At 68.0% G+C, this 23,120-nt stretch carries 22 protein-coding genes and 1 pseudogene; 4 read left to right on the top strand and 19 right to left on the bottom strand.

Annotated elements, in window-relative coordinates; genetic code table 11:
• The 12 genes and pseudogenes from SBI67_RS24375 to SBI67_RS24320 form a co-directional block, all read right to left on the bottom strand.
• Positions 1-224 (bottom strand): annotated as a pseudogene (locus SBI67_RS24375) (mannosyltransferase); the annotation flags it as partial.
• Between the two features lie 93 nt (positions 225-317).
• The gene (pdxT, locus tag SBI67_RS24370) at positions 318-902 is read right to left on the bottom strand and encodes a pyridoxal 5'-phosphate synthase glutaminase subunit PdxT (RefSeq protein ID WP_266046274.1); all 585 of its coding nucleotides are present in this window, start codon (positions 900-902) and stop codon (positions 318-320) included.
• Positions 899-1,747: an acyl-CoA thioesterase II gene (gene tesB, locus SBI67_RS24365; RefSeq protein WP_318983014.1), complete on the bottom strand. Its 849-nt coding sequence runs from the start codon at positions 1,745-1,747 to the stop codon at positions 899-901. The genes pdxT and tesB overlap by 4 nt, the downstream gene beginning before the upstream one ends.
• 10 nt (positions 1,748-1,757) lie before the next feature.
• On the bottom strand, positions 1,758-2,663 hold the full coding sequence (gene pdxS / locus SBI67_RS24360) for a pyridoxal 5'-phosphate synthase lyase subunit PdxS (RefSeq protein ID WP_318983054.1): 906 nt from the start codon (positions 2,661-2,663) through the stop codon (positions 1,758-1,760).
• Between the two features lie 103 nt (positions 2,664-2,766).
• Entirely contained in the window at positions 2,767-3,801 is a 1,035-nt protein-coding gene (locus tag SBI67_RS24355) for an NUDIX hydrolase (protein WP_413232554.1), read from the bottom strand.
• Positions 3,801-4,925 (bottom strand): glycosyltransferase family 4 protein, encoded by a 1,125-nt coding sequence (locus SBI67_RS24350; protein WP_318983013.1) that lies wholly within the window; start codon positions 4,923-4,925, stop codon positions 3,801-3,803. The genes SBI67_RS24355 and SBI67_RS24350 overlap by 1 nt, the downstream gene beginning before the upstream one ends.
• A 10-nt stretch (positions 4,926-4,935) precedes the next feature.
• Positions 4,936-5,778: a phosphatidylinositol mannoside acyltransferase gene (locus SBI67_RS24345; protein WP_413232561.1), complete on the bottom strand. Its 843-nt coding sequence runs from the start codon at positions 5,776-5,778 to the stop codon at positions 4,936-4,938.
• Positions 5,779-5,882: 104 nt separating this feature from the next.
• Complete coding sequence (pgsA, locus tag SBI67_RS24340) at positions 5,883-6,542, bottom strand: phosphatidylinositol phosphate synthase (RefSeq protein WP_318983012.1); 660 nt, start codon at positions 6,540-6,542, stop codon at positions 5,883-5,885.
• Complete coding sequence (locus tag SBI67_RS24335; protein ID WP_318983011.1) at positions 6,535-7,122, bottom strand: ATP adenylyltransferase; 588 nt, start codon at positions 7,120-7,122, stop codon at positions 6,535-6,537. Before SBI67_RS24335 ends, pgsA begins: the two co-directional genes overlap by 8 nt.
• A 22-nt stretch (positions 7,123-7,144) precedes the next feature.
• Positions 7,145-9,193, bottom strand: a complete 2,049-nt coding sequence (gene thrS, locus SBI67_RS24330; RefSeq protein WP_318983010.1) for a threonine--tRNA ligase — start codon at positions 9,191-9,193, stop codon at positions 7,145-7,147.
• 53 nt (positions 9,194-9,246) lie between these two features.
• Positions 9,247-9,690 (bottom strand): TIGR02611 family protein, encoded by a 444-nt coding sequence (locus SBI67_RS24325; protein ID WP_318983051.1) that lies wholly within the window; start codon positions 9,688-9,690, stop codon positions 9,247-9,249.
• An 8-nt stretch (positions 9,691-9,698) separates the two neighbouring features.
• The gene (locus SBI67_RS24320; RefSeq protein ID WP_413232553.1) at positions 9,699-10,319 is read right to left on the bottom strand and encodes a PaaI family thioesterase; all 621 of its coding nucleotides are present in this window, start codon (positions 10,317-10,319) and stop codon (positions 9,699-9,701) included.
• Between the two features lie 194 nt (positions 10,320-10,513).
• On the opposite strand from SBI67_RS24320, the gene SBI67_RS24315 reads away from it, so the two are divergent.
• From SBI67_RS24315 to SBI67_RS24300, 4 genes are read left to right on the top strand one after another with little or no spacing between them, the layout of a single operon-like run.
• The gene (locus SBI67_RS24315) at positions 10,514-11,257 is read left to right on the top strand and encodes a (Fe-S)-binding protein (RefSeq protein ID WP_318983009.1); all 744 of its coding nucleotides are present in this window, start codon (positions 10,514-10,516) and stop codon (positions 11,255-11,257) included.
• Entirely contained in the window at positions 11,254-12,723 is a 1,470-nt protein-coding gene (locus tag SBI67_RS24310) for a LutB/LldF family L-lactate oxidation iron-sulfur protein (protein WP_318983008.1), read from the top strand. The genes SBI67_RS24315 and SBI67_RS24310 overlap by 4 nt, the downstream gene beginning before the upstream one ends.
• On the top strand, positions 12,720-13,409 hold the full coding sequence (locus SBI67_RS24305; RefSeq protein WP_318983007.1) for a LutC/YkgG family protein: 690 nt from the start codon (positions 12,720-12,722) through the stop codon (positions 13,407-13,409). The genes SBI67_RS24310 and SBI67_RS24305 overlap by 4 nt, the downstream gene beginning before the upstream one ends.
• Before the next feature lie 32 nt (positions 13,410-13,441).
• Positions 13,442-14,905 carry an HNH endonuclease signature motif containing protein gene (locus tag SBI67_RS24300; protein WP_318983006.1) on the top strand — a complete coding sequence of 488 codons (1,464 nt, stop codon included), beginning with the start codon at positions 13,442-13,444 and terminating at the stop codon, positions 14,903-14,905.
• Positions 14,906-14,912: 7 nt separating this feature from the next.
• Here the strand turns inward: SBI67_RS24300 and SBI67_RS24295 are convergent, their stop codons facing one another.
• From SBI67_RS24295 to SBI67_RS24265, 7 genes are all read right to left on the bottom strand, one after another.
• Positions 14,913-15,908 carry a LacI family DNA-binding transcriptional regulator gene (locus tag SBI67_RS24295; protein ID WP_318983049.1) on the bottom strand — a complete coding sequence of 332 codons (996 nt, stop codon included), beginning with the start codon at positions 15,906-15,908 and terminating at the stop codon, positions 14,913-14,915.
• A gap of 16 nt (positions 15,909-15,924) precedes the next feature.
• Positions 15,925-17,346, bottom strand: a complete 1,422-nt coding sequence (locus SBI67_RS24290; protein WP_318983005.1) for a rhamnulokinase — start codon at positions 17,344-17,346, stop codon at positions 15,925-15,927.
• Positions 17,343-19,376 carry a bifunctional aldolase/short-chain dehydrogenase gene (locus SBI67_RS24285; RefSeq protein ID WP_318983004.1) on the bottom strand — a complete coding sequence of 678 codons (2,034 nt, stop codon included), beginning with the start codon at positions 19,374-19,376 and terminating at the stop codon, positions 17,343-17,345. The genes SBI67_RS24290 and SBI67_RS24285 overlap by 4 nt, the downstream gene beginning before the upstream one ends.
• A gap of 3 nt (positions 19,377-19,379) precedes the next feature.
• The gene (gene rhaI / locus SBI67_RS24280; protein WP_318983003.1) at positions 19,380-20,534 is read right to left on the bottom strand and encodes an L-rhamnose isomerase; all 1,155 of its coding nucleotides are present in this window, start codon (positions 20,532-20,534) and stop codon (positions 19,380-19,382) included.
• Entirely contained in the window at positions 20,531-21,847 is a 1,317-nt protein-coding gene (locus tag SBI67_RS24275; protein WP_318983002.1) for an MFS transporter, read from the bottom strand. The genes rhaI and SBI67_RS24275 overlap by 4 nt, the downstream gene beginning before the upstream one ends.
• Positions 21,848-21,859: 12 nt before the next feature.
• Positions 21,860-22,189 (bottom strand): L-rhamnose mutarotase, encoded by a 330-nt coding sequence (locus SBI67_RS24270; protein ID WP_318983001.1) that lies wholly within the window; start codon positions 22,187-22,189, stop codon positions 21,860-21,862.
• A gap of 181 nt (positions 22,190-22,370) precedes the next feature.
• Positions 22,371-23,018: an HD domain-containing protein gene (locus SBI67_RS24265; RefSeq protein ID WP_318983000.1), complete on the bottom strand. Its 648-nt coding sequence runs from the start codon at positions 23,016-23,018 to the stop codon at positions 22,371-22,373.
• Positions 23,019-23,120 lie beyond the last annotated feature (102 nt).

The following is a 23,120-nucleotide window of genomic DNA, read 5'->3' as shown; positions in this document are numbered from 1 at the left end:
CCGAACAGCAACGCCTCCCAGTCCTGCGACCCGGCCTGCGCCGCCGCCGCATAGAACTGATTGCCCATCCCGTTGACCGTGATATGCCACAGATACAGCACCGCGGTGCCGACGAGCAGCGCCGGCAGCGCCCAGCGCTGGAGATTCATGGGCTGCGCCGCAGGCAAGTCAGGGTCGGCGTCGATGGGCGGTACGAAAAACGTCGCGGTCGTTTGGGGTGTCACATAGCCATTGAGGACCGTCTACATGTGAGCAAGCTGTGCGCGTCACCGGCGGCCGCTGTGACAGCAAACTCCATGGCGGCGTTGGTGCAACGTTCACCCGAGCGAGTCGACGAACAGTTTGTGCACCCGTCGGTCACCGGTCACCTCGGGATGGAACGCCGTCGCCAGCATGCGGCCCTGGCGCACGGCGACGGGATGGCCGCCGGCGCGGGCCAGCACCTCGACCTCCGGGCCCACCCGCTCCACCCAGGGCGCTCGGATGAACACCGCATGCACGTGGCCGTCCAACCCCTCGAACGCGATGTCCTCTTCGAAGGAGTCGACCTGGCGTCCGAAGGCGTTGCGGCGCACCGTCATGTCGATACCGTGCAAGGGCTCGGCGCGCCGGCCTTCGGCGCCGGCGTCCAAGATTTCGTCGGCCAGCAGGATCATCCCCGCGCATGACCCGTAGGCCGGCATCCCGCCGGCCAGCCGGGCACGCAGCGGCGCCAAGAGCTCGAACTCCCGCAGCAGATGACTGATCGCGGTGGATTCCCCACCGGGAAGCACCAACGCATCAACCGATTCCAGCTCCGAAGCCCGGCGTACCGTGAGCGCGTCGGCACCGGCTTCGCGCAGCGCGGCCAGGTGCTCGCGGGTATCGCCCTGCAGGGCGAGCACGCCGACCCGGACGGTCACGTGGGGGGCGGGACGAAATCCCGCTGGTATCGGGTCAGCCCCTCCTGCATGACGGCGGCCACCATCTCGCCGGAGCGATTGAAAATCTTGCCCTGGGTCAGCGAACGGCCGCCACACGCCGACGGCGAGGACTGGTCGTAGAGCAGCCATTCGTCGGCCCGGAACGGGCGCATGAACCACATGGCGTGATCCAGCGACGCCACCATCAGATGCGCACGCTCCGCGGGATGGGTCACCTGCGCCGAGCCGAGCAAGGTCAGATCGCTCATATAGGCCAGCGCGCAGATGTGCAGCACCGGATCGTCGGGCAGCGGATCGCGATGACGGAACCAGACCTGCTGCTGAGATGCCTTGCCCGGCAACAGGTTCAGCGATTCCCTCGGAATGATCCGGACATCCCATTCGTCGAACTGCCGGAAACTGGCGTCGTCGAACACCTTGCTGACCGACTTGAAGTCAGGAATGTCGTCCGGCGGCAGCGTGACCGGCGGCGCGTCCTGGTGCTCGATCCCGCTCTGGTCGGTCTGGAACGACGCCGACATGCTGAAGATGGTCTGGCCGTGCTGGATGGCGCTCACCCGGCGGGTGCAGAATGATCCGCCGTCGCGGATCCGCTCCACCAGATACACCGACGGCGCGCGGGCGTCGCCGGGCCGCAGGAAGTACCCGTGCAGTGAGTGCACCTGGAACCTCGGGTCCACCGTGCGCACGGCCGACACCAGGGACTGGCCCGCGACGTGTCCGCCGAACGTGCGCTGCAGGAAGCCCGACTCCGGGCTGAACACCCCACCGCGATAGATGTCGACCTCGAGCTGCTCCAGGTCGAGGATCTCTTCAATCGCCACGTTGTGAGTTTTACCAGCCGCGTTCGGCGAGCCGGTGAGGCACCGGGATGTCGTCGACGTTGATGCCGACCATGGCCTCGCCGAGACCGCGGGAGACCTTAGCCAGCACGTCGGGATCGTCGTAGAAGGTGGTGGCCTTCACGATGGCCGCCGCCCGCGCAGCCGGGTCGCCGGACTTGAAGATGCCCGAGCCGACGAACACACCTTCGGCGCCGAGCTGCATCATCATCGCCGCGTCGGCCGGGGTCGCGATGCCGCCGGCGGTGAACATCGTGACCGGCAGCTTGCCGGCCCGGGCCACCTCGACCACCAGGTCATAGGGCGCCTGCAGTTCCTTGGCCGCCACGAACAACTCGTCCTCGCTCAACGAGGTGAGCCGGCGGATCTCGGCGCCGATGGTCCGCATATGAGTGGTGGCATTGGAGACATCGCCGGTGCCGGCCTCACCTTTGGACCGGATCATGGCCGCACCCTCGGTGATCCGGCGCAGCGCCTCACCCAGGTTGGTGGCACCACAGACGAACGGCACGGTGAAGCGCCACTTGTCGATGTGGTTGGCGTAGTCGGCCGGGGTCAGCACCTCGGACTCGTCGATGTAGTCCACGCCCAGGCTCTGCAGGATCTGCGCCTCGACGAAGTGCCCGATGCGGGCCTTGGCCATCACCGGGATGGTGACCGCGTCGATGATGCCCTCGATCATGTCCGGATCGCTCATCCGGGAGACCCCGCCCTGGGCGCGGATGTCCGCGGGCACCCGCTCCAAGGCCATCACCGCCACCGCACCGGCGGCCTCGGCGATCCGGGCCTGCTCCGGGGTGACCACGTCCATGATGACGCCGCCCTTGAGCATCTCGGCCATCCCGCGTTTCACCCGGGCGGTGCCGGTCTGGTTACCGTTCTGCGCTGCCGCACCGATTTCCCGGTCGCTGCGCTCCTGCCCGACGAAATCCATCGCAATCTCCTCCAGTTCACTACTGATCTAGTCTAAACGTGGCGCCAAATCAATTGGATCCGCAGTCTCAGCGGATCTCTTGAGGCTGGGTTCCCGGCCCGGCACCGCGCACATCGGCGAGCTCTCCGGCCTGCGCCAGTAACTCGCCGAGCTGCAGCGGATACACCGACTCCCCCTTGGCGACCAGCTCGGCGATCATTGTCGCATCGCACCATCTGTGGCCGTGAATGTAGCGGCGTTCCAGGGCCGTGTGGCCGATCGCCACGGGTTCGAACCGGCGGGTGCGATGCACGAAGTACAGCTCCTCGCTGCGGATCACCGCGCCGTTGAAGTCGATGATGGCGTCCCGGCGCCATACCGGTCCGACGAGGTCGGCCGTGGGAACCCGCAGCCCGGTCTCCTCGAAGAGTTCGCGGGCCGCCGCGTCCGCCAGGCCCTCGCCGGGCTCGACGGCGCCCCCGATGGTGAACCACCACGGCCGGGCGTCCGCACCGTCACGAGCTGGGTCGGATCCGCGGAACAGCAGCACGTGACCGTCCTGGTCGAGCAAGACCACCCGCGCGGAGACCCGCGTGCCGGCCGAGGCGGTGTCGCGCGCTGCCGGCCCTGCGCGTTCGACGATCTCGAAATAGCTGGGCAGGGCGGCGGTACCACCGAGGTGCAGCAACCGCACCATGGGCCGTTCGCGCAGCGCCAGGGTGTCCCGGACGGCGTCGTTGTGAAACCGGCGGGCCAGCAGCACCCGGGCCTCGGCATCGGCGAGTTCGGCGACCAGGGCCAGCGGCAGCGCCGACGGGGCGACGGCGCCCAGCGCCGCGGACAGTTCGTTCTCGGCGGCTTCGCGTGCCGCGCGGGGGGCGCGTTCGGCGGCGTCGGCCAACGCGGCGAGTCGCTTGCCCTGGGGGTCCTGCCCGAAGGCGTCGACGGCGACCGCCCGCGCGACGACCGCCCGCCGGGCCAGCGCGGCGTCCAGCGCCTGCCAGGACAGGTCGTATCGCACGTGCAGGCGGTCCAGCCGGTTGGCGGTCAGATAAGCCCAGGAGCCGGTCAGCAGGATCGCGGCGCCGATCAGCACCGCCAGCACGATCGTCAGAACCAGCACTAGTCGGCCACCCGCACGCGCACCCCGGACATCGCCACCGTCTCGTACACCCGCATGATGTCGGCGGCCACCACCGACCAGTCGTAGCGACGCACCACGGTGCCGGCCACCTCGACGTAGCGGGCCCGCAGCGGGTCGTCACCGAGCACGGCGATCAGGGCATCGGCCAGCGCGTCGGCATCGTCGACGGGGACCAACCGGCCGGCCTGGCCGTTGTCCAGCACGCGCCGGAACGCATCCAGATCGCTGGCCACCACCGCGGTGCCGGCCGCCATCGCCTCCACCAACACGATGCCGAAACTCTCCCCGCCGGTGTTGGGTGCGCAGTACACGTCGGCGCTGCGCAGTGCCGAGGCTTTGGTGGCGTCGTCGACCTGGCCGAGGAATCGCAGATGGGTGGCCAAGTCGCCGGCCTTCTCGGCCAGTGCCTTCTCATCGCCTCGGCCCACCACCAGGACCTCGATATCCGGGAAGGCCGCGGCCAGCCGGGGCAGCGCGGCCAGCAGCACGTCCATTCCCTTGCGCGGCTCGTCGAAGCGGCCGAGGAAGAGCACGCACCGGCCGGGGCGCGGATAGCCGTCCAGCAGCGGGGCCGAAGCGAATGTCGCGACGGGCACCCCGTTGGGAATCTCGACGGCGTCGGAGCCCAGTGCCTCCATCTGCCACCGCCGCGCCAGATCCGACACCGCGATGCGGCCGACGATCTTCTCGTGCCAAGGCCGCAGGATTCCCTGAAAGACGCTCAGCGTCAACGACTTCGTTGTGGACGTGTGGAAGGTGGCGACAATCGGGCCCTCGGCGATCATCAGCGCCAGCATCGACAGACTCGGGGCGTTCGGCTCGTGCAGGTGTAGCACGTCGAAATCGCCTTGGCTGAGCCATTTCTTGACGGTGCGATGCGTGGCCGGCCCGAAGCGCAACCGGGCCACCGACCCGTTGTACGGGATGGGCACGGCCTTACCGCCCGACACCACATAGTCCGGCACCTGCACATGCGGGGAGGAGGGCGCCAGCACGCTCACCACGTGCCCCTGGGAGCGGAACACCTCGGCGAGTTGCAGCACGTGGGCCTGCACGCCGCCGGGGACGTCGAACGAATACGGGCACACCATCCCGATGCGCATCGGTGCTCCCCTACCGGCCTTCGAGCCGGGCACGGCGCTCATCGGAGAGGTCGGCCAGCCACTGCGGCTGCAGCATGTGCCAATCGGCCGGGTACTGCGCGATATTCGCCGCAAAGTGGTCTGCCAGCGCCTGGGTGATCACCGTGACGTCACCGGAGGAGGTGTCCAACGGCGCGTGGATGCGGGTGCCCCAGCCGTCACCGGAGAACCAGCAGTGGGTGGGCAGCAGCGCTGCACCGGTCTCCAGCGCCAGCCGGGCCGGGCCGGCCGGCAGCCGGGTGGCCTCACCGAAGAACTCGACCTCGATACCGGAGCGGGTCAGGTCGCGGTCGGCCATCAGACAGACCAGCCCGTTGGCGCGCAGCCGGTCGGCGAGCACCTCGCCGGGCGGGCGTGCCCCGCCGTTGAGCGGCAGCACCTCGAAACCCAGGCTCTCCCGGTAGTCCACGAACCGCTGATACAGCGACTCCGGTTTCAGGCGTTCGGCGACGGTGGCGAACCGGCCGTACGTGTTGGTCAGCCACACGCCGGCCATATCCCAGTTGCCGCTGTGCGGCAGGGCCAGTACCGCGCCCCGGCCCGCCGCCAGTGCGTCGGCGACATGCTCGTCGCCCTCGGCCAGTTCCTGCAACCGGGCCGCGAGCACTCGATGGTCCATCGACGGCAGCCGAAACGCCTCGCGCCAGTACCGGGCGTAGGACGCCAGCGACGCGCGGATCAGGCTGCCGGGCACGTCGGCGGGGCGCACTCCCAAGATCCTGGCCAGGTTCTTGCGCAATTGCGCCGGGCCGCCACCGCGAGCGGCGTACAGCGCACCGGCCTCGAACATGTTGCGGGCGGCGAATTCCGGCATGGCCCGCACCACGCGCCAGCCGGCTGCGTACCCGAGGTCGGTGAGCTCACCTCCCAGCGGCACACGCAGTCCTCGCACCTTGGGCAGCCCCGCCGACGGTGTGCTCACTCTTCGCCCACCTCGGTCGCCGGGGGCGTCGGGGTCAGTGGGTCCATGGCGCCCGGCGATGTCCGCACCGCATGCAGCCGCTGGGCGACGGTCACCACGCTGGCCAGGGCCAGCATCCACATGGCGATCTCCAGGATCAGCGGCACGCCGAACAAGCCACTCAATCCGGCACCGGTCAGGGTGATGATGAGCCGTTCCGGGCGTTCGATGATGCCGCCGTCCCCGCGCAGGCCGCTGGCCTCGGCGCGGGCCTTGATATACGAGATGACCTGTGAGGTCACCAGACAGATCAGGATGGCCACCACCAGTTGGGAGTTGTGCATGCCGAACGCCGCCCACCAGGCCAGCCCGCAGAACACCGCACCGTCGGCGATCCGGTCGCAGGTGGCGTCCAGCACCGCCCCGAACCGACTACCGCCGCCGCGCTCTCGGGCCATCGCCCCGTCGAGCATGTCGGCCAGCACGAAAAACCACACCACCAGCGCGCCGTACCACAGCTGGCCGATCGGGAACAGGGTCAGCGCACCGAGAACCGACGCGGCGGTGCCCAGCACCGTGATGCTGTCGGGGGTGAATCCGGCGTGCAGCGCCGCCCTGGCGACCGGTCGGGACAGCTTGACGTACGCCGCCCGGGTCATCAGGTAGAAGTCACTCATTTGCCGACTGCCCCGTCGCCGTGCCGCTCTGCCTCGCCCATTCCGTCGCCAGCAGTTCCCGGGTGTCGCGCAGCAACTGCGGGATCACCTTCGACCCACCGATGATGGTGATGAAGTTGGCGTCGCCGCCCCAACGCGGCACCACATGCATGTGCAGGTGCTCGGCCAGCGACCCGCCGGCCGACGACCCCAGGTTCAGCCCGACGTTGAAGCCGTGCGGCCGCGACACCGCCTTGATGACGCGAATCGCCTTCTGGGTGAACGCCATCAGCTCAGCGCTCTCCGCAGGGGTGAGGTCTTCCAGTTCGGACAGCCGCCGGTAGGGCACCACCATGAGATGACCCGGGTTGTACGGGTACAGGTTGAGCACCGCGTAGACGTGCTCGCCGCGGGCGACCATCAGACCGTCCTCGTCCGCCATCTGCGGGATGTCGGTGAACGGTTCCGAGGACAGCGCCGAACCGGCGCCCTTCTTCATGGGCGATTCGGCGATATAGCTCATCCGGTGCGGGGTCCACAGCCGCTGCAGATGGTCGGGATCGCCGACACCGGTGTCCACGATCCGGTCCGCGTCGGTCATGCGCCTACCCCGTCAGCTTCGCTCACCCGTCCACCTTGAACAGATCGGCGTTGGGCGTTGCATTTTCCCGACGGGTGACCCAGTCGGCGATGGCCGCCACGGCAGCCTCGCGGGGCACGCCGTTGATCTGGCTGCGGTCCCCGAATCGGAAGGACACGGCCTGCGACTCGATATCGGTGTCTCCGGCGAGCAGCATGAACGGCACCTTCTGGTTGGTGTGGTTCACGATCTTCTTGGCCATCCGGTCATCGCTGGCATCCACCTCGACCCGGATGCCGAGCGACTTCAGTTGGGCGGCAATCTCTTCCAGGTAGGGAACGTGCTTGTCGGCGACCGGCACCCCGACCGCCTGCACCGGCGCCAGCCAGGCCGGGAACGCCCCCGCGTAATGCTCGGTGAGCACCCCGAAGAACCGCTCGATCGACCCGAACAGCGCGCGGTGGATCAGCACCGGCCGTTGCCGGCTGCCGTCGGCGGCGGTGTACTCCAGCTCGAACCGGTCGGGCATGTTGAAATCCAGCTGGATGGTCGACATCTGCCAGTGCCGGCCCAGCGCATCCTTGACCTGCACGGAGATCTTGGGTCCATAGAACGCCGCGCCGCCCGGGTCGGGCACCAGGTCCAGCCCGGAGGCCTCGGCCACCTCACGCAGCGTCGCGGTGGCCTCTTCCCACAGCTCGTCGGAACCGACCGACTTCGCCGGGTCGCGGGTGGACAGCTCCAGGTAGAAGTCGTCCAGACCGTAGTCCGAGAGCAGATCCAGCACGAACTGCAGCAACGATGTCAACTCGTCGCGCATCTGTTCGCGGGTGGTGTAGATGTGCGCATCGTCTTGGGTCATGCCGCGCACCCGGGTCAGCCCGTGCACGACACCCGACTTCTCATACCGGTACACCGACCCGAATTCGAAGAGCCGCAACGGCAATTCGCGATACGACCGGCCCCGCGACCGGTAGATCAGGTGGTGCATCGGGCAGTTCATCGGCTTCAGGTAGTAGTCCTGGCCGGGCTTGCGCACACTGCCGTCCGGGTTGTACTCCGCGTCGATCTGCATCGGCGGGAACATGCCGTCGGCGTACCACTCCAGGTGGCCCGACGTGATGTACAGGTTCTCCTTGGTGATGTGCGGGGTGTTGACGAACTGGTAGCCGGCCTGCTCGTGCTTCTGCCGCGAGTAGTCCTCCAACTCCTTGCGGATGATGCCGCCCTTGGGATGGAAGACAGGCAGGCCCGAGCCGAGCTCGTCGGGGAAGCTGAACAGGTCGAGTTCCACCCCGAGCTTGCGGTGGTCACGACGCTGCGCCTCTTCGATGAGCTCCAGGTGCCGGTCCAGCGCCTCCTGCGATTCCCACGCGGTGCCATACACGCGCTGCAGGCTGGCGTTGTTCTGGTCGCCGCGCCAGTACGCCGCGCTACTGCGGGTCAGCTTGAACGCGGGGATGTACTTCGTGGTCGGGATGTGTGGCCCCCGACACAGGTCCCCCCAGATGCGTTCCTTGGTGCGGGCATTGAGGTTGTCGTAGGCGGTCAGCTCGTCACCCCCGACCTCCATGACGTCCGGGTCACCCGACTTGTCGTCGACGAGTTCGAGCTTGTAGGGCTCGTTGGCCAGCTCCTCACGGGCCTGCTCCTTGGATTCGTAGACGCGGCGGGAGAACAGCTGACCGTCCTTGACGATCTTGGCCATCCGCTTCTCCAGCTTGGCCAGATCCTCCGGCGTGAACGGTTCGGCCACATCGAAGTCGTAGTAGAAGCCGTCGGTGATCGGCGGGCCGATGCCCAGCTTGGCCTCCGGGAACAGCTCCTGCACCGCCTGGGCCAGCACGTGCGCAGCCGAGTGCCGGATGACGCTGCGGCCGTCGTCGGTGTCGGCGGCCACCGGCACCACCTCGACATCGGCGTCAGGCGTCCAGGACAGGTCACGCAGCCGGCCGTCGGCGTCCCGCACCACCACGATGGCGTCCGGCGCGCCCCGTTCGGGTAGGCCGGCAGCGCGGACGGCTGCACCAGCGGTGGTCCCGGCAGCAACCCGGATCGGGGCTGCGGGGGCGGGGCTGGCGGCGGCGCTCATCGGGAACTCTCCTCAGGCAGGTACACAGAACGCGACCATGCTATCGGGGTGGGTCAGTCGGAGCCGATACCGATCGGGCTCTTCAGCCAGGCCGGTTGGAAGCCGATCAGATCGCCGAACCAATACAGGGCACCCAGACCCCACAGGCTGGCCACCACCACCAGCCCGGTGAAGGCCGCACTCAGGGCTTTCACGGCGATGTGCTGGCGGCCGAACCAGGCCATCACGGCGTCGTACCGTTGCCTCACCCAGTGCAGCGCCACCTGGGCGGCGCGGAATTCGGTCGCCAGGATCGCCAGACCGAGGAAGACGATCGCCCATCCCGGGCCGGGGTACGGGATGGCGATGATGCCGACGGCCAGCACCAGCAGGCCCACCACCCCGACGACGACGCGGTAGACGAAATCGGCGACCGGCCGTTCCCGCAGCCCGTCACGCCAGCGTGCCCAGCGGCGCTTGACCGCCGAGTACCTTGACTGATTGGCGGATTCGTTCACGGACTCGTTCACGGCTGCCCCGGCTTGAGCCGGACGAACAGGGCGTCGGCCTCGGTGAGCAGCTCGTCACCGTCGAACAGTCGACCGCTGACGAAGATCTTGCGCCCGTCGATCCTGTCGATTCCGGCGTCCACCCGCAGCTCCTTCTCGATCGGGACGACCTTGCGGTAGTCGATGCCCAGGTGCGCGGTGCGCTGGTACGGGCTCTTGGTCAGTTTGGCGGTGGTGAAGCCCAGCAGCGAATCGAAGAGCAACCCCAACGCACCACCGTGCACGGCACCGTTACGGCCCAGATGGAAGCGACGGAACCGCGCCGCCCCGCCGATCCGACCAGCGTCGGTGACCACGAGGTCGACCGGCACCGACATGATGTTGCGGCGGTTGGGCAGGTCCATCCGGCGACCGGACGGCGAATGCCATTCGTCGGCCGCGTAGGGCGCCAGCAGGGCCGACACCTTTTCGATCAGATCCGCGGCCTCGCTGATCACCGCGTCGGGCGCGTCGGCGGCGCGGGCGTGGTCCTGCAGCGTGCGCACCGCGTCGACGAATCGGCCGTAGTCCGGGCCGCCCTTGGTGGTGGGCTCGGGCGGGTTGAAACCGCCGCCGGGGTGCGTCGCTGGGTTCACCACACCCGCCACGGTATTGCACAGCCGGTTGCCAGGGCGCTGCGGTCGGCGAATCTGCTTGCCACGCTGATCGATTGACATCGGGGGTGCGCGTTGACTTATGACTGCGGTCACAGTACGGTGTTTTGAAACGTTTCAATCATTCATCCGCGCGATCGCCGCCACCCCGCCGGCGGCGGCGTTAATCTGAGGAAGCTATGCGAATCGCCCTGTTCGCGACCTGCCTGGCGGATGCGCTCTTTCCGCAAGCCGCAATTGCCACCGTCGCCGTGCTGGAGCGACTCGGCCACGAGGTGGTGTTCCCGTCCGGCCAGACCTGTTGCGGGCAAATGCATATCAACACCGGCTATCTCGACGAGGCCACCACGGTGGTGCGCCATCACGTCGACGTCTTCGAGACGGTGGGGTGTGACGCCGTCGTGGCCCCGTCCGGATCGTGTGTGGGTTCCGTGCGCCACCAGCACGCCATGGTGGCCCGGCGTGCCGGTGACGAACGGTTGGCCGCCCGCGCCGAGGCGGTTGCCGGCCGCACCTTCGAACTCTCGGAATTCCTCGTCGACGTCCTCGGCATCGACGATGTCGGGGCCTACTACCCACACCGGGTCACCTACCACCCGACCTGTCACTCGTTGCGCATGCTGCGCGTCGGCGACAAGCCGCTGCGGCTGCTGCGCAACGTCCGCGGATTGACCCTGGTCGAGTTGCCGGCCGCCGACTCGTGCTGCGGTTTCGGTGGCACCTTCGCCCTGAAGAACGCCGACACGTCGACCGCGATGCTCGCCGACAAGATGACCAACATCCTCGACACCGGCGCCGAGGTGTGCAGCGCCGGGGACTCGTCGTGCCTCATGCACATCGGCGGCGGCCTGAGCCGGCTGCGGGCTGGGGTCCGCACCGTGCACCTGGCCGAGATCCTGGCCGGGCAGGACGCAAGCGCGTGACGTTCCTCGGCACCCCCGGCGTCGGGAATCTGCGCGGTGACGTCCCGTTCCCGCAAGCCGCGCGCACCGCGCTCGACGACGCCCAGTTGCGCCGCAACATCGGCCACGCCACCCGAACCATCCGCGCCAAGCGCCTTGCCGCGGTGCAGGAATGCGCGGACTGGGAGCAGCTGCGCGCCGCCGGCAGCGCCCTGAAACAAGACGTCATGGCCCGGCTCCCCGGACTGCTCGAACAACTGGAACGCAATGTCCGCGCGCACGGCGGAGTGGTGCACTGGGCCCGCGACGGCGCCGAGGCCAATCAGATCATCACGGACCTGATCCGCGACACCGGCAGCACCGAGGTGGTCAAGGTGAAGTCCATGGCCACCCAGGAAATCGGTCTCAACGAGCACCTGGAGGCCGAGGGCATCGCGGCGTTCGAGACCGACCTCGCCGAGCTCATCGTGCAACTCGGCCACGACAAACCCAGCCACATCCTGGTCCCCGCGATCCACCGCAACCGCGCCGAGATCCGCGAGATCTTCACCCGGGAAATGCCCGAGGCCGGTGAGCTGACCGACGATCCGCGGGTGCTGGCGATGGCGGCCCGGGCTCATCTGCGGCGCAAGTTCCTCACCGCGAAGGTCGCCGTGAGCGGAGCGAATTTCGCTGTGGCCGAGACAGGTACGCTCGCCGTGGTCGAATCAGAGGGCAACGGCCGGATGTGCCTGACCCTGCCTGAGACGCTGATCACCGTGCTGGGGATCGAGAAGATCATCCCGACGTTCGCGGATCTGGAAGTGTTCATGCAACTACTCCCCCGGTCCTCGACAGCGGAGCGGATGAACCCGTACACCTCGATGTGGACCGGCGTGCACCCCGGCGACGGTCCGCAACACTTCCACCTGGTGCTGCTGGACAACGGCCGGACCCGGGTGCTGGCCGACGAGGTGGGACGCGCTGCGCTGCACTGTATCCGGTGCAGCGCCTGCCTCAACGTGTGCCCGGTGTACGAGCGCACCGGCGGCCACGCGTACGGGTCGGTGTATCCCGGGCCCATCGGGGCGATCCTGTCGCCCCAGTTGACCGGCACCACCGGGCACGACGACCCCAACGCCAGCCTGCCCTATGCATCGTCGTTGTGCGGGGCGTGTTTCGACGCCTGCCCGGTGCGCATCGACATCCCGTCGATTCTGGTGCATCTGCGCGCCCAGCAGGTGGATGCAGAAAGGGGCGTAAGGGGCGGACTGCCCGGCGGGCAGGACCTGGCCATGAAGGCCGCGGGGTGGGCGATGTCGGCGCCCGGCCGGTTCGCGCTGGCCGAAAAGGCGCTCGGCGCAGGACGATTGATCGCCGGAAAAGATCACCGCATCAGTGCGCTGCCCTGGCCGGCCTCGAAATGGACCGCCAGCCGCGATATCCCCGAACCGCCGAAGGAGACCTTCCGGCAGTGGTGGGCGCGCACCCGAGGGAGCAACACATGACGGATGCACGAGCGGCGGTGTTGGGCCGGATCCGCGCGGCGCTGGCCGGTGCGCCTCCGGAACCTGTTGTGGTACCGCGGGATTACTCCCGGGATCCGCTCACCGGACCGGCCGATGTCGAGCGCTTCGCCGAGGCCGTCGCCGAATACCGGGCCCGGGTGCACCGGGCCACGGATATCGCGGCGGCGGTACGCGGCCTCGTCGCGGCCGATGCGACCGTGGTGATACCTGCTGACGTCCCGGCCGACTGGGTGACCGGCATGCATGTGGTGGTCGATGCGCCCCCGCTGGATGTCTCGGCGCTGGACCGCGCCGATGCCGTGCTCACCGGCTGCGCCGTCGGCATCGCGGCGACCGGAACCATCGTGCTGGATGCCGGTTCCACGCAGGGCCGTCGAGCCCTGACCCTGGTGCCCGATCACCACATCTGCATCGTGCGAGTGGATCAGATCGTCGACACCGTGCCGCAAGGTTTCGCCGCCCTGAACCCGACCCGGCCCCTGACCTTCATCTCGGGGCCGAGCGCCACCAGTGATATCGAGTTGCAGCGGGTCGAAGGGGTGCACGGCCCGCGCACGTTGGACGTGTTGATCGTGCCGAGAGTGCGGCGTGGGTGCGATTGCCCACCTCCGAGCGACTTTTCAGCGACAAGCCCCAATAACATTGCGGCGGAGCAAAATCGGTGATGCATGTCGGTGGCCGGGCGTAGTATGAACATATGTTCGAACGGTCCGAGGCCGATGCCGCAGCGCTGATCGACGCGCTGCGGGCAGCCACCCGGACCGAAGCGGTGGCCGCCGCGAATCGATGGGCGATGATCGCCGCGATCGTCGCGCAGCACTGCGATGACGAGGACGACGCGATCGCCCACGCCGCGATCGACGGCTGGGAGTACGCCACCGCCGACGTGTCGGCCGCCTGCGGGCTGTCCAAGCAGGCCGCCTCCGCCCAGATGCGCATCGCCGTCGCGCTGCGGGACCGGCTACCCAAGGTCGGGGCCCTGCTGGCCAGCGGCGAGATCTCGGCCAAGATCGCCGCCGCCATCACCTGGCGTACCCGCCTGGTGATCCACGACGAACCCCTGGCGCTCATCGACGCCGCGTTGGCAGGCATCGCCCCGCACCTCGGGACGCTGTCCCAGAAAGGGCTGGAGGACGCCATCGACGTGTGGATCGAGAAGTTCGATCCGTCCGCCGTGCACGGCTCCCGCTGCGCGGCCCGCTCGCGGTACCTCGAGTTCGGCGGTGCCGACGATCTCGCGGGCACGGTCGGTGTCTACGGGCAACTGTTCGCCACCGATGCCGCTGCCCTGCGCGCCCGCCTCGCCGCGATCGCCGCCACGGTCTGCGACGACGACCCGCGTACCACGCCGCAGCGGATGGCCGACGCCCTCGGGCTGCTCGGCGCCGACCCCGGTGCAGAACGGCTCGCGTGTCTGTGTGGGAACCCGAGCTGCCCCGCAGCACAGGAGGATCCGCGCTCGGCCGCGGTCACGGTGTACGTACTCACCGAGTCGGCGCCGCCCTCGAATTCGCCCCGCGACCCCGACCTGCACGGTGACGGTGCCCGCCGCCAAGGCCCCGTGGCGACCGTCGCCACCCCCGGTGTGCTCATCGGCGGTGGCGTGCTGCCAGGTCCGGTGCTCACCGAACTGGTGACCACCGGCGCCCGCGTCACGTCCCTGGCCGACCCCGCCGATCTGCCCGCGGCGCCCGGCTACCGCCCCACCATCAAGATCGCAACCTGGGTCCGCACCCGGGATCTCGTCTGCGTCTTCCCCGGCTGCAACCGCTCCGCCCAGCACTGCGATCTCGACCACAGCGTGCCCTGGCCGGCCGGGGCCACCCACCCCGGCAATCTGTCGGCCCTGTGCCGCACCCACCATCTCCTCAAGACCTTCGGCGGCTGGACCAAACGGCAGCATCCTGACGGATCTCACACCTGGACCAGCCCCACCGGCCACGCCTACAGCACCGTGCCGCTGAGCCAAATCCTGTTCCCCGACAGAGCGGTTCACACCGCGGCACCGCCGCCCACACCGGTCAGCGACATCCCCGACCGGGGACTGGCCATGCCACAACGCCGCCGCACCCGCGCTGAAACGCGCACCGCCCGCATCGAGGCCGAACGGCGACTCAACCAACACACGATCGACGAGAACACCGAACCCCCGCCGTTTTGACGGCGCGCTATCCCGTCGACGCCCGGACCACAAGTTCGGGTTGGAATACCACATGTCTGGGCTTGCGCCGGTCGCCACCATGCTCGGACGCGTCGATCAGGAGGTCTACCGCGGTGGACCCGATATCGGCCGTCGGCTGTCGCACGGAGGTCAACGGCACCACGGCCGACCGCGCGAAATCGATATCGTCATACCCGACCAGCGCGATGTCCTCGGGCACCCGCAGATCACCCATCAGGGTCAACGCCTGCAGCACCCCGATCGCCAACAGATCGTTGGCGCAGAACACCGCATCGGGTCGCCGCGCCGTCGGCCGTTCCCGCAACCGTTCGCCGACCGCGCGGCCGGCCAGCACACTCAAGGCCGCGACGTCGATGTTCTCCAGTTGGGCGCCAGCCGTTCCGGCAACGGCCTCGGCGGCTCCGCGGCGTCGGTCGCGGATCTGGCGCAAGGCATCCGGGCCGCCCACGAAGGCGATCCGCCGCCGGCCCGTCGCGCACAGGTGGGTTACCGCCAACCGTGCGCCGGCCACATCATCGACCGCGACCGAATCGAAAGGCGTTCCGCTGCCGTCCCGATCGACGAGCACGACCGGGGTGCCACGTTCCCGCAGCGCGGTGAACCGGTCCAGATCGTCATTCACCGGCGACACCAGCAGCCCATACACCCGTTGTTCGTCGAATGCGTCGATATAGGCGCGTTCGCGTCCTGCGTCGTCATCGGACGTACCCAGCAGCACCGTGAGGTTGTGCTCACCGGCCCGGCGTTCGGCGGCCCTGGCGATATCGGTGAAAAACGGGTTGCCGATGTCCAGCACCACCAGCCCGACGCTGCGCGACCGGCCGGCCTTGAGCTGCCGGGCGGCGTCATTGCGGACGAAACCGAGGTGATCGATCGCCGCCTGCACACGGGCCACCGTCGCCGGGGCCACCTTGTCGGGCGCATTGAGAACATTGGACACGGTGCCGACGGACACCGAGGCCGCGGCAGCGACTTCCCGCATGCTCACCACGAGACCATCACACCATCACAGCGGCCCGATCGGCGCGTGGGACGTATCGGCGCGGCGGAAACCAGTCCGCGACCCGCCGCCGCAGGTCGTCCAGGTCACCGGTGATCAGGCCCTGGGCCCGCGCGGTCAGCAGGATATTGCCCAGCGCGGTCGCCTCGACCGGCCCGGCCAGCAGGGGCAGGCCCAGCCGGTCGGCGGTGAGCTGGCACAGCAGCTCGTTCTGCGACCCGCCACCGACGATGTGTACCGCGTGCACAGGTGCGCCGGCCAGCTCGGCCGCGGTGCGCACCGCGGATGCGAACGCGGCGGCCAGGCTCTCCAGGATGGCCCGCACCAACTGCGCCGGGCCATCCGGCACGGGCAGGCCACGTTCGCGGTACCAGTCGGCGATCCGGCCCGGCATATCACCCGGCGGCAGGAACCGTGCATCATCGGTGTCGAACACGTGCGCCGGTGCCGGGACCTGTGCGGCTTGGGCCAGCAGCGCGGTGAGGTCCGCGCCGCGGCCGTCCCGGTCGAACTGGCGCACTGTTTCGCTGAGCAGCCACAGCCCCATCACGTTGTGCAGGAAGCGGTTCCGGCCGTCCGCGCCCGCCTCGTTGGTGAAATTGGCTGTCCGGCTCGCCTCACCGACCACCGGGCCGGGCAGCTCGAGGCCGACCAGACCCCAGGTGCCGCAGGAGATATAGGCCGACGTGGCGGCGTCCATCGGGATCGCGGCGACGGCCGACGCCGTGTCGTGGGAAGCCACCGACACCACCTCGGCATCGAATCCCAAGCCGGGCAGCACCCGCCCACACGGCGTTCCCGGCTCGACGATGTCGGGAAACAGGTTGGAAGACAGTCCGAGTCGAATCATCAGATCGGTATCCCAGGCACCGTCGAGCCCGAGCAGTCCGGTAGTCGACGCATTCGTGTGTTCGGCCGCCCGGCGCCCGGTCAGCCAATAGGTCAGCAGGTCCGGAATCAGCAGCACGGTGTCGGCCTGATCCAGTAGGTCCTCGGCAGCAAGTTGGTACAGCGTGTTGAATGGCAGGAATTGCAACCCGTTGCGCGAGTACAGTTCGGCCGCGCCGATCCGCTGGTGCACCAGCTCGACTCCCCGCTCGCTGCGGGCATCCCGGTAGTGGTACGGCACCGACAGCAGCCGTCCGTCACGCAGCAGCCCGTAGTCCACCGCCCACGCGTCCACGCCGATGCCGACCAGCCGATCGGATTCCCGTGCAGCACGGGCCAGCCCGCCCAGCACATGACCGTACAGCCCGGGGAGGTCCCAGTGCAGGGCCTGGCGCGCACCGTTCCAGATGGTGACCGGGTCATTGCCGAACCGGGCCACTGTGCGCATCTCGAACCGGTCCAGGTCCGCGACGATCACCCGCCCGCTGGTGGCCCCGAGGTCGACGGCGGCAACCTGAGCGCAAGCGCTCACCGCAGGAAGGCGGCCGCGACACCCGCATCGACCGGCACGTGCAGACCGGTGGTGTGCGAGAAGTCGGACGTGCACAGCGCAAACGCGGCGTTGGCGATGTTCTCCGGCAGCACCTCCCGCTTGAGCAGTGTGCGCTGGGCGTAGTAGGCGCCGAGTTCCTCCTCCGGCACGCCGTACACCGCGGCACGTTTGGCACCCCAGCCGCCGGCGAAGATGCCCGACCCGCGCACCACCCCGTCGGGGTTAATGCCGTTGACCTTGATGCCGTGCTCACCGAGTTCTGCGGCCAGCAGCCGAACCTGGTGCGCCTGGTCTGCCTTGGTGGCCGAGTAGGCGATGTTGTTGGGCCCGGCGAACACCGAGTTCTTCGAGGAAATGTAAATGATGTCGCCGCCCAGCTTCTGGTCGATCAGCGCGCGGGCCGCGGCCTTGGACACCAGGAAAGAACCGCGGGCCATCACGTTGTGCTGCAGATCCCAATCGGCGACGGTGGTGTCCAGCAGGGATTTCGACAGTGATAGTCCGGCATTGTTGACCACGATGTCGATGCCGCCGAAGGCCAGCACGCAGGCGTCGACGGCGGCCTGCACGGCGGTTTCGTCGGTGACATCGGCAGCGATACCGATCGCCACATCCGGACCACCGATCTCTTCCGCTGCGGCAACGGCTTTTTCGGCATCCAGGTCGGCGATCACCACGCAGGCCCCCTCGGCAGCCAGCCGGGTGGCGATGGCCTTGCCGATCCCCGAGGCAGCCCCGGTGACCAAGGCGATGCGCGTCGCCAACGGTTTGGGCTTCGGCATCCGGGCCAACTTGGCCTCTTCCAGCGCCCAGTATTCGATGCGGAACTTCTCCGATTCGTCGATCGGGGCGTACTGCGAGATCGCCTCGGCGCCGCGCATCACGTTGATGGCGTTGAGATAGAACTCGCCGGCCACCCGCGCGGTCTGCTTGTCCTTGCCGTAACTGAACATGCCGACGCCGGGAATCAACACGATCGCCGGGTCGGCGCCGCGCATCGGCGGCGAGTCAGGGGCCGCATGCCTTTCGTAGTACGCCCGATACTCCGCCCGGTAAACCTCGTGCAGCTCGGCCAACCGTGCCTTGCAGTCGTCCAGGGGGGCGTCGGTGGGCAGGTCAAGCACCATCGGCTTGACCTTGGTGCGCAAGAAGTGGTCCGGGCAGCTCGTTCCCAGGGCAGCCAGACGCGGATGTTCGTCACCGGCAAGGAATTCCAGTACACGTTGGTCGTCGGTGAAATGGCCGACCTGCGCCCTGTCGGTGGAAGCGAGTCCGCGGATGAAGGGCGCCAGCGCAGCTGCCTTGACCCGTCGCTGCTCGGGGGGCAGAGCGCCGAAGCCGGGCAGTTGCCTGCCGAACGGGGCCGGGCGGCCGTTGTCGGCGATATAGCGTTCCGCGGTGTGGATGATCTCCAGCGAATGTGCCTGTGCCTCGGCTGAAGTCGCGCCCCACGCGGTGATGCCGTGACCGCCGAGGATGGTCCCGATGGCCTGCGGGTTGCGTTTCTTGATCTCGGCGATATCCAGGCCCAGCTGGAAGCCGGGACGGCGCCAGGGCACCCACATCACCCGGTCACCGAAGATCTGCTTGGTCAGCGCCTCGCCGTCGGCGGCCGTTGCCAGCGCGATACCGGAGTCGGGGTGCAGATGGTCGACGTGAGCGGCCTCGACCAGGCCGTGCATCGCGGTGTCGATCGACGGCGCCGCTCCACCACGACCGTGCAGACAGTAGTCGAAGGCGGCGACCATCTCGTCCTCCCGCTCGACCCCGGGGTACACGTCCACCAGCGCACGCATCCGGTCCAGCCGCAGCACCGCCAGGCCGTCCTCCGTCAACGTGCCCAGATCGCCACCGGAACCCTTGACCCACAGCAGTTCCACCGGGGTGCCGGTCACGGGATCGAGATCCGTGCCCTTGGCCGAGGTGTTCCCGCCGGCGTAGTTGGTGTTCTTCGGATCCGATCCCAACCGGTTGGAGCGTTCGATCAGTTCGGTCACGGTGTCACGCATGTGTCATGCTCCCCAGCTCGATTGCGTACCGCCGACCCGGTCGGCGTTGATGATGTCCTGATAGCCCGAGGCTGCAAAGGCGGCCATCGGGTCCTCGGGCAGGCCGCGGTCGGCGCGCCACTGCGCCAGCGCGGGCCGGACGTCGGTGTAGAAGGCGTCCATCACGATTGCGTTGGCGCCCAGCACGTCACCGTTGTCCTGTGCGCCGGCCAACGCTACGGTGTCGACCAGCAGCGCCCGGGCAGTCATCTCCTGCACGTTGAGCACGGAGCGGATCTGGCCCGGAATCTTGGCTTCGACGTTGTGGCACTGGTCCAACATGAACGCCACATCCGCATTTGGTTCGAGCGCGCCGCCGCGAACCACCTCGAACATGATCCGGAACAACTGGAAGGGATCGGCTGCCCCGACGATCAGGTCGTCGTCGGCGTAGAAACGAGAGTTGAAGTCGAACGAACCCAACTTGCCCAGCCGCAACAGCTGGGCGACGATGAACTCGATATTGGTGCCCGGGGCATGGTGCCCGGTGTCCAGGCACACCACCGCCCGCTCCCCCAATGCGCTGACCTGTGCGTAGGCGGTGCCCCAGTCGGGTACGTCGGTCATGTACATAGCCGGCTCGAAGAACTTGTACTCCAGCACCATTCGCTGGTCGGGGCCGATGTGCTGGTAGATGGATGCCAGGGACTCAGCCAGTCGGTCCTGTCTGCCGCGGATGTCGCCCTGCCCGGGGTAGTTGGTTCCGTCGGCCAGCCAGATCTTCAGGTCCCGCGACCCGATGGCATCCATGATCTCGATGCACGCCAGATGATGGTCGATCGCCTTCTGCCGCACTGCTTTATCGGTGTGGGTAAGGCTACCGAACTTGTAGTCGTCGTCCTGGAAGGTGTTGGAGTTGACGGTACCCAGCCGCACCCCGTGTTCGGCGGCGAAGGCACCGAGCGTCGCGTAGTCGTCGACCACATCCCACGGGATGTGCAGCGCCACCGACGGCGCGAGTCCGGTCAGGCGGTTAACGGTGGCGGCGTCGGCGATCTTCTCCTCGATGGTGCGGGGAGTGCCCGGCGCGCCGAACACCTTGAATCGTGTGCCCGAGTTACCGAACGCCCACGACGGCAATTCGATGGCGAGGTTATCCAGTAGCGGCGCCAGTTTCATACCGCGGTCCTTTCGACGGGAAGGGATGGCGAGACGGCAGCGCCGTAGCGCTCGGTCTCGATCTGCTGCAACGTCTTTCCGCGCGTGGCCGGCGCCCAGATGGCGCCGATCAGCAGGGCGACAGTGAGCAGCGCGACCAGCAGGACACCGACGACGGCGAGCCCGGTGGCGGCCAGCAGTGTCGGGAAGAAGTAGCTCAGCAGACCGGTGGCGGTGCGCACAACGAAGAACATCACGCCCTGCGCACTGGCCCGATACGGAGTCGCGAAAAGCTCACTGGCCCAAAGGCTGTAAAAGGCCTGCGCCCCGATGCCCGACGAGATGCCCCACAGCACGGCGAACACCAGCATCGTCGGCACGCCGCCGTCGGTGAAGGCCACCAGTACAGTCCAGCCGACGATGCCCAGCGCCGCACCGATCACATACAGCAGCCGCTGGCTCATCCGGTCGGCGTAGCGCATGAACCCGAAGTAGGTCGCAGCCACCGTGCAACCCCAGACCAGTACCTGCAGTAGGTTCTGCGCCACCGGGCTGTGCAGTCCCGCGGTGTCGTAGACACGCGGCATGAAGATGCCGGCCTGCCCGGCGACGGTGTTCCAGAACAGATAGATCCCGCCAAGGAAGAGCAAGGCGGTGATGTTCACCTTGCGGGAAAACAGGCCGCGCAAACCGCGGTTGCCGACAGTGTGTGTCATCGAAGCGGATTCGTTGAGCCCCTCGTCCTTCCAGATCTGCGATTCGGCCAGCCCCTGCCGCACCCACCAGACGACAGCGGCGACCAGGAACAGGTGTCCGAAGATCAGCCTGGAGCCGAGCAGGCCGAGCGGCGCGAGTGCGGCGGCCAGCGCGAAACCGATGAGCGGGCCCACCGACCACGCCAGCTGCGCAGTGCCGACATGCTTGGCCCGGTCGGCCGACGGCGCCTGCTCGGCGATGTAGGTCCAGGAGGCCGGGACGCCGGCACCCACCGCGATCCCGGTAACGATGAATGCGGTCAGCAGCATGGCGAAGTTCACCGCGAACGCGGCCAACAGCACTCCGGCCATGTACACCAGCAGGTCGTAGGTGTAGATCGCCTTACGGCCGAACCGGTCGCACAGCGGGCCACCAAGGACGGCGCCGATCGCGGCACCGAATGCGTTGGCGCTCAACGCCGCCAGCAGTCCAACGGCGAAGTTGCTGATGCCGAAGGCTGCCTGCCAGAACCCCAGGCTGGTGGCGATCGCGATGATCGACCCGGCCTCGATGTAGTTCGACATCGCGACCGCGATGGTCGCCCGCCAGCCGGTGGTGGACCGCGCTCCGATTTTCATGTGACTCCTGTGTCAGACGAGATGGAAATACTCGGTCAGCGGACGGATGTCCGCATCGGGGGTGCCGGCCTCGAAATACTCGGCCATGCCGGCCTGCCAGCGCGCGTTCACGTCAGTGCGGGCCATCCGCTGCTGCGCCGCGGCGAAGTCGTCGGTCTCCAGGTAACCGACCACCAGGCCGTCCTCGGGACGCACGAACAAGGAATAGTTGCGCCACCCTGCTTCGCGCAGGGCCGCCAGCATCTCGGGCCACACCTCCTGGTGGGCATGGAGGTAGTCGGCGATGCGGTCCCGCCGCAGGTGCAGCAGGAAACACACCCGCTCAGTCGCACTGTCCGTCATCATCCGCCTTTGAAACGTTTCAATTTGTGATGCCGGCAACAGTACGGCGAGCGCTGCCCTTGCGTCAAGACCTAGGGTGATGCCCGCCCCACCCCTTGCGGGCATCACCCGTTGGTTTGCCATCCACGGCGTACTCCACTCGAACAATGTCGCCATCACCGCGATGTCAATCCGAACAGCATCACTCGGGCCACGAACTGTTCCGGATGATCTCGACGAAGTCCTCCCGAACGAACGAGGGGTCATAGTGGGCGAGCACGTCGGCATTCATGTTCCCGAAGGTGCTGGTCGGCCGGTGCAGGTTGCCGTCGGCGAAGGCTTGCAAGATGCGGTTCTTGAAGTCGGGCCGCGGATGCGCGGCCGTCACCGCGGCCACCAGCTGGGGCGGCAGCTGGTCACGTCCGATGCCGAGAACATCGGTCTCGACGCCCGCGATCACCGACGCGACCTCGGGTTCCAGGAATTCCGGCACACCCGGCGTGGTGTGCAGCGCGATACCCAGCCAGACCAGACGTGCGGAGGCCTCGTCGATACCCCGTGCGCGGAGGAATTCACGCGCGGCGTTGGCGCCGTCCACCTCGAAACGCAGCTGCGAGGCGCGGTAGGTCTGCGTCAGCCCGATGTCGTGGAACATCGCGGCGGTGTAGAGCAACTCCGGATCCGGCGAAAAGCCTCGCGCGCGGGCGCGCAGCGACCCGAAGAGGAACACCCGTCGGGAGTGGTGGTAAAGCAGGTCGTCCTCGGTATCGCGGATGAAGGCGGTGACTTCGCGCACCAGCGCGGTATCCGGGATGGTGATATCGGCGATGGTTTCGGCAACACCGGTCATGATCGAATCTCCTTGTTCGGCACGGTTTTATGACCTTCTGAAGACCAGTCTCGCCGCACGGGTCCGGCACCGGGCATGGCCGATCGGCCGTCTTTCCCACAG

The sequence above is a fragment of the Mycolicibacterium chengduense genome (assembly GCF_033741155.1).
Classification (GTDB): Bacteria; Actinomycetota; Actinomycetes; order Mycobacteriales; family Mycobacteriaceae; genus Mycobacterium.
The sequence above is the reverse complement of the archived record's forward strand: the minus strand, read 5'-3'. Positions and strand labels throughout refer to the sequence as shown.

What these genes read in the sequence shown, in the direction of transcription:
- SBI67_RS24350 (WP_318983013.1), bottom strand. Translation starts at nt 4,925, where the DNA reads ATGCGCATCGGGATGGTGTGCCCGTATTCGTTCGACGTCCCCGGCGGC.
- SBI67_RS24345 (WP_413232561.1), bottom strand. Translation starts at nt 5,778, where the DNA reads ATGCCGGAATTCGCCGCCCGCAACATGTTCGAGGCCGGTGCGCTGTAC.
- pgsA (WP_318983012.1), bottom strand. Translation starts at nt 6,542, where the DNA reads ATGAGTGACTTCTACCTGATGACCCGGGCGGCGTACGTCAAGCTGTCC.
- SBI67_RS24335 (WP_318983011.1), bottom strand. Translation starts at nt 7,122, where the DNA reads ATGACCGACGCGGACCGGATCGTGGACACCGGTGTCGGCGATCCCGAC.
- thrS (WP_318983010.1), bottom strand. Translation starts at nt 9,193, where the DNA reads ATGAGCGCCGCCGCCAGCCCCGCCCCCGCAGCCCCGATCCGGGTTGCT.
- SBI67_RS24315 (WP_318983009.1), top strand. Translation starts at nt 10,514, where the DNA reads ATGCGAATCGCCCTGTTCGCGACCTGCCTGGCGGATGCGCTCTTTCCG.
- SBI67_RS24305 (WP_318983007.1), top strand. Translation starts at nt 12,720, where the DNA reads ATGACGGATGCACGAGCGGCGGTGTTGGGCCGGATCCGCGCGGCGCTG.
- SBI67_RS24300 (WP_318983006.1), top strand. Translation starts at nt 13,442, where the DNA reads ATGTTCGAACGGTCCGAGGCCGATGCCGCAGCGCTGATCGACGCGCTG.
- SBI67_RS24295 (WP_318983049.1), bottom strand. Translation starts at nt 15,908, where the DNA reads ATGCGGGAAGTCGCTGCCGCGGCCTCGGTGTCCGTCGGCACCGTGTCC.
- SBI67_RS24285 (WP_318983004.1), bottom strand. Translation starts at nt 19,376, where the DNA reads ATGCGTGACACCGTGACCGAACTGATCGAACGCTCCAACCGGTTGGGA.
- rhaI (WP_318983003.1), bottom strand. Translation starts at nt 20,534, where the DNA reads ATGAAACTGGCGCCGCTACTGGATAACCTCGCCATCGAATTGCCGTCG.
- SBI67_RS24275 (WP_318983002.1), bottom strand. Translation starts at nt 21,847, where the DNA reads ATGAAAATCGGAGCGCGGTCCACCACCGGCTGGCGGGCGACCATCGCG.
- SBI67_RS24270 (WP_318983001.1), bottom strand. Translation starts at nt 22,189, where the DNA reads ATGACGGACAGTGCGACTGAGCGGGTGTGTTTCCTGCTGCACCTGCGG.
- SBI67_RS24265 (WP_318983000.1), bottom strand. Translation starts at nt 23,018, where the DNA reads ATGACCGGTGTTGCCGAAACCATCGCCGATATCACCATCCCGGATACC.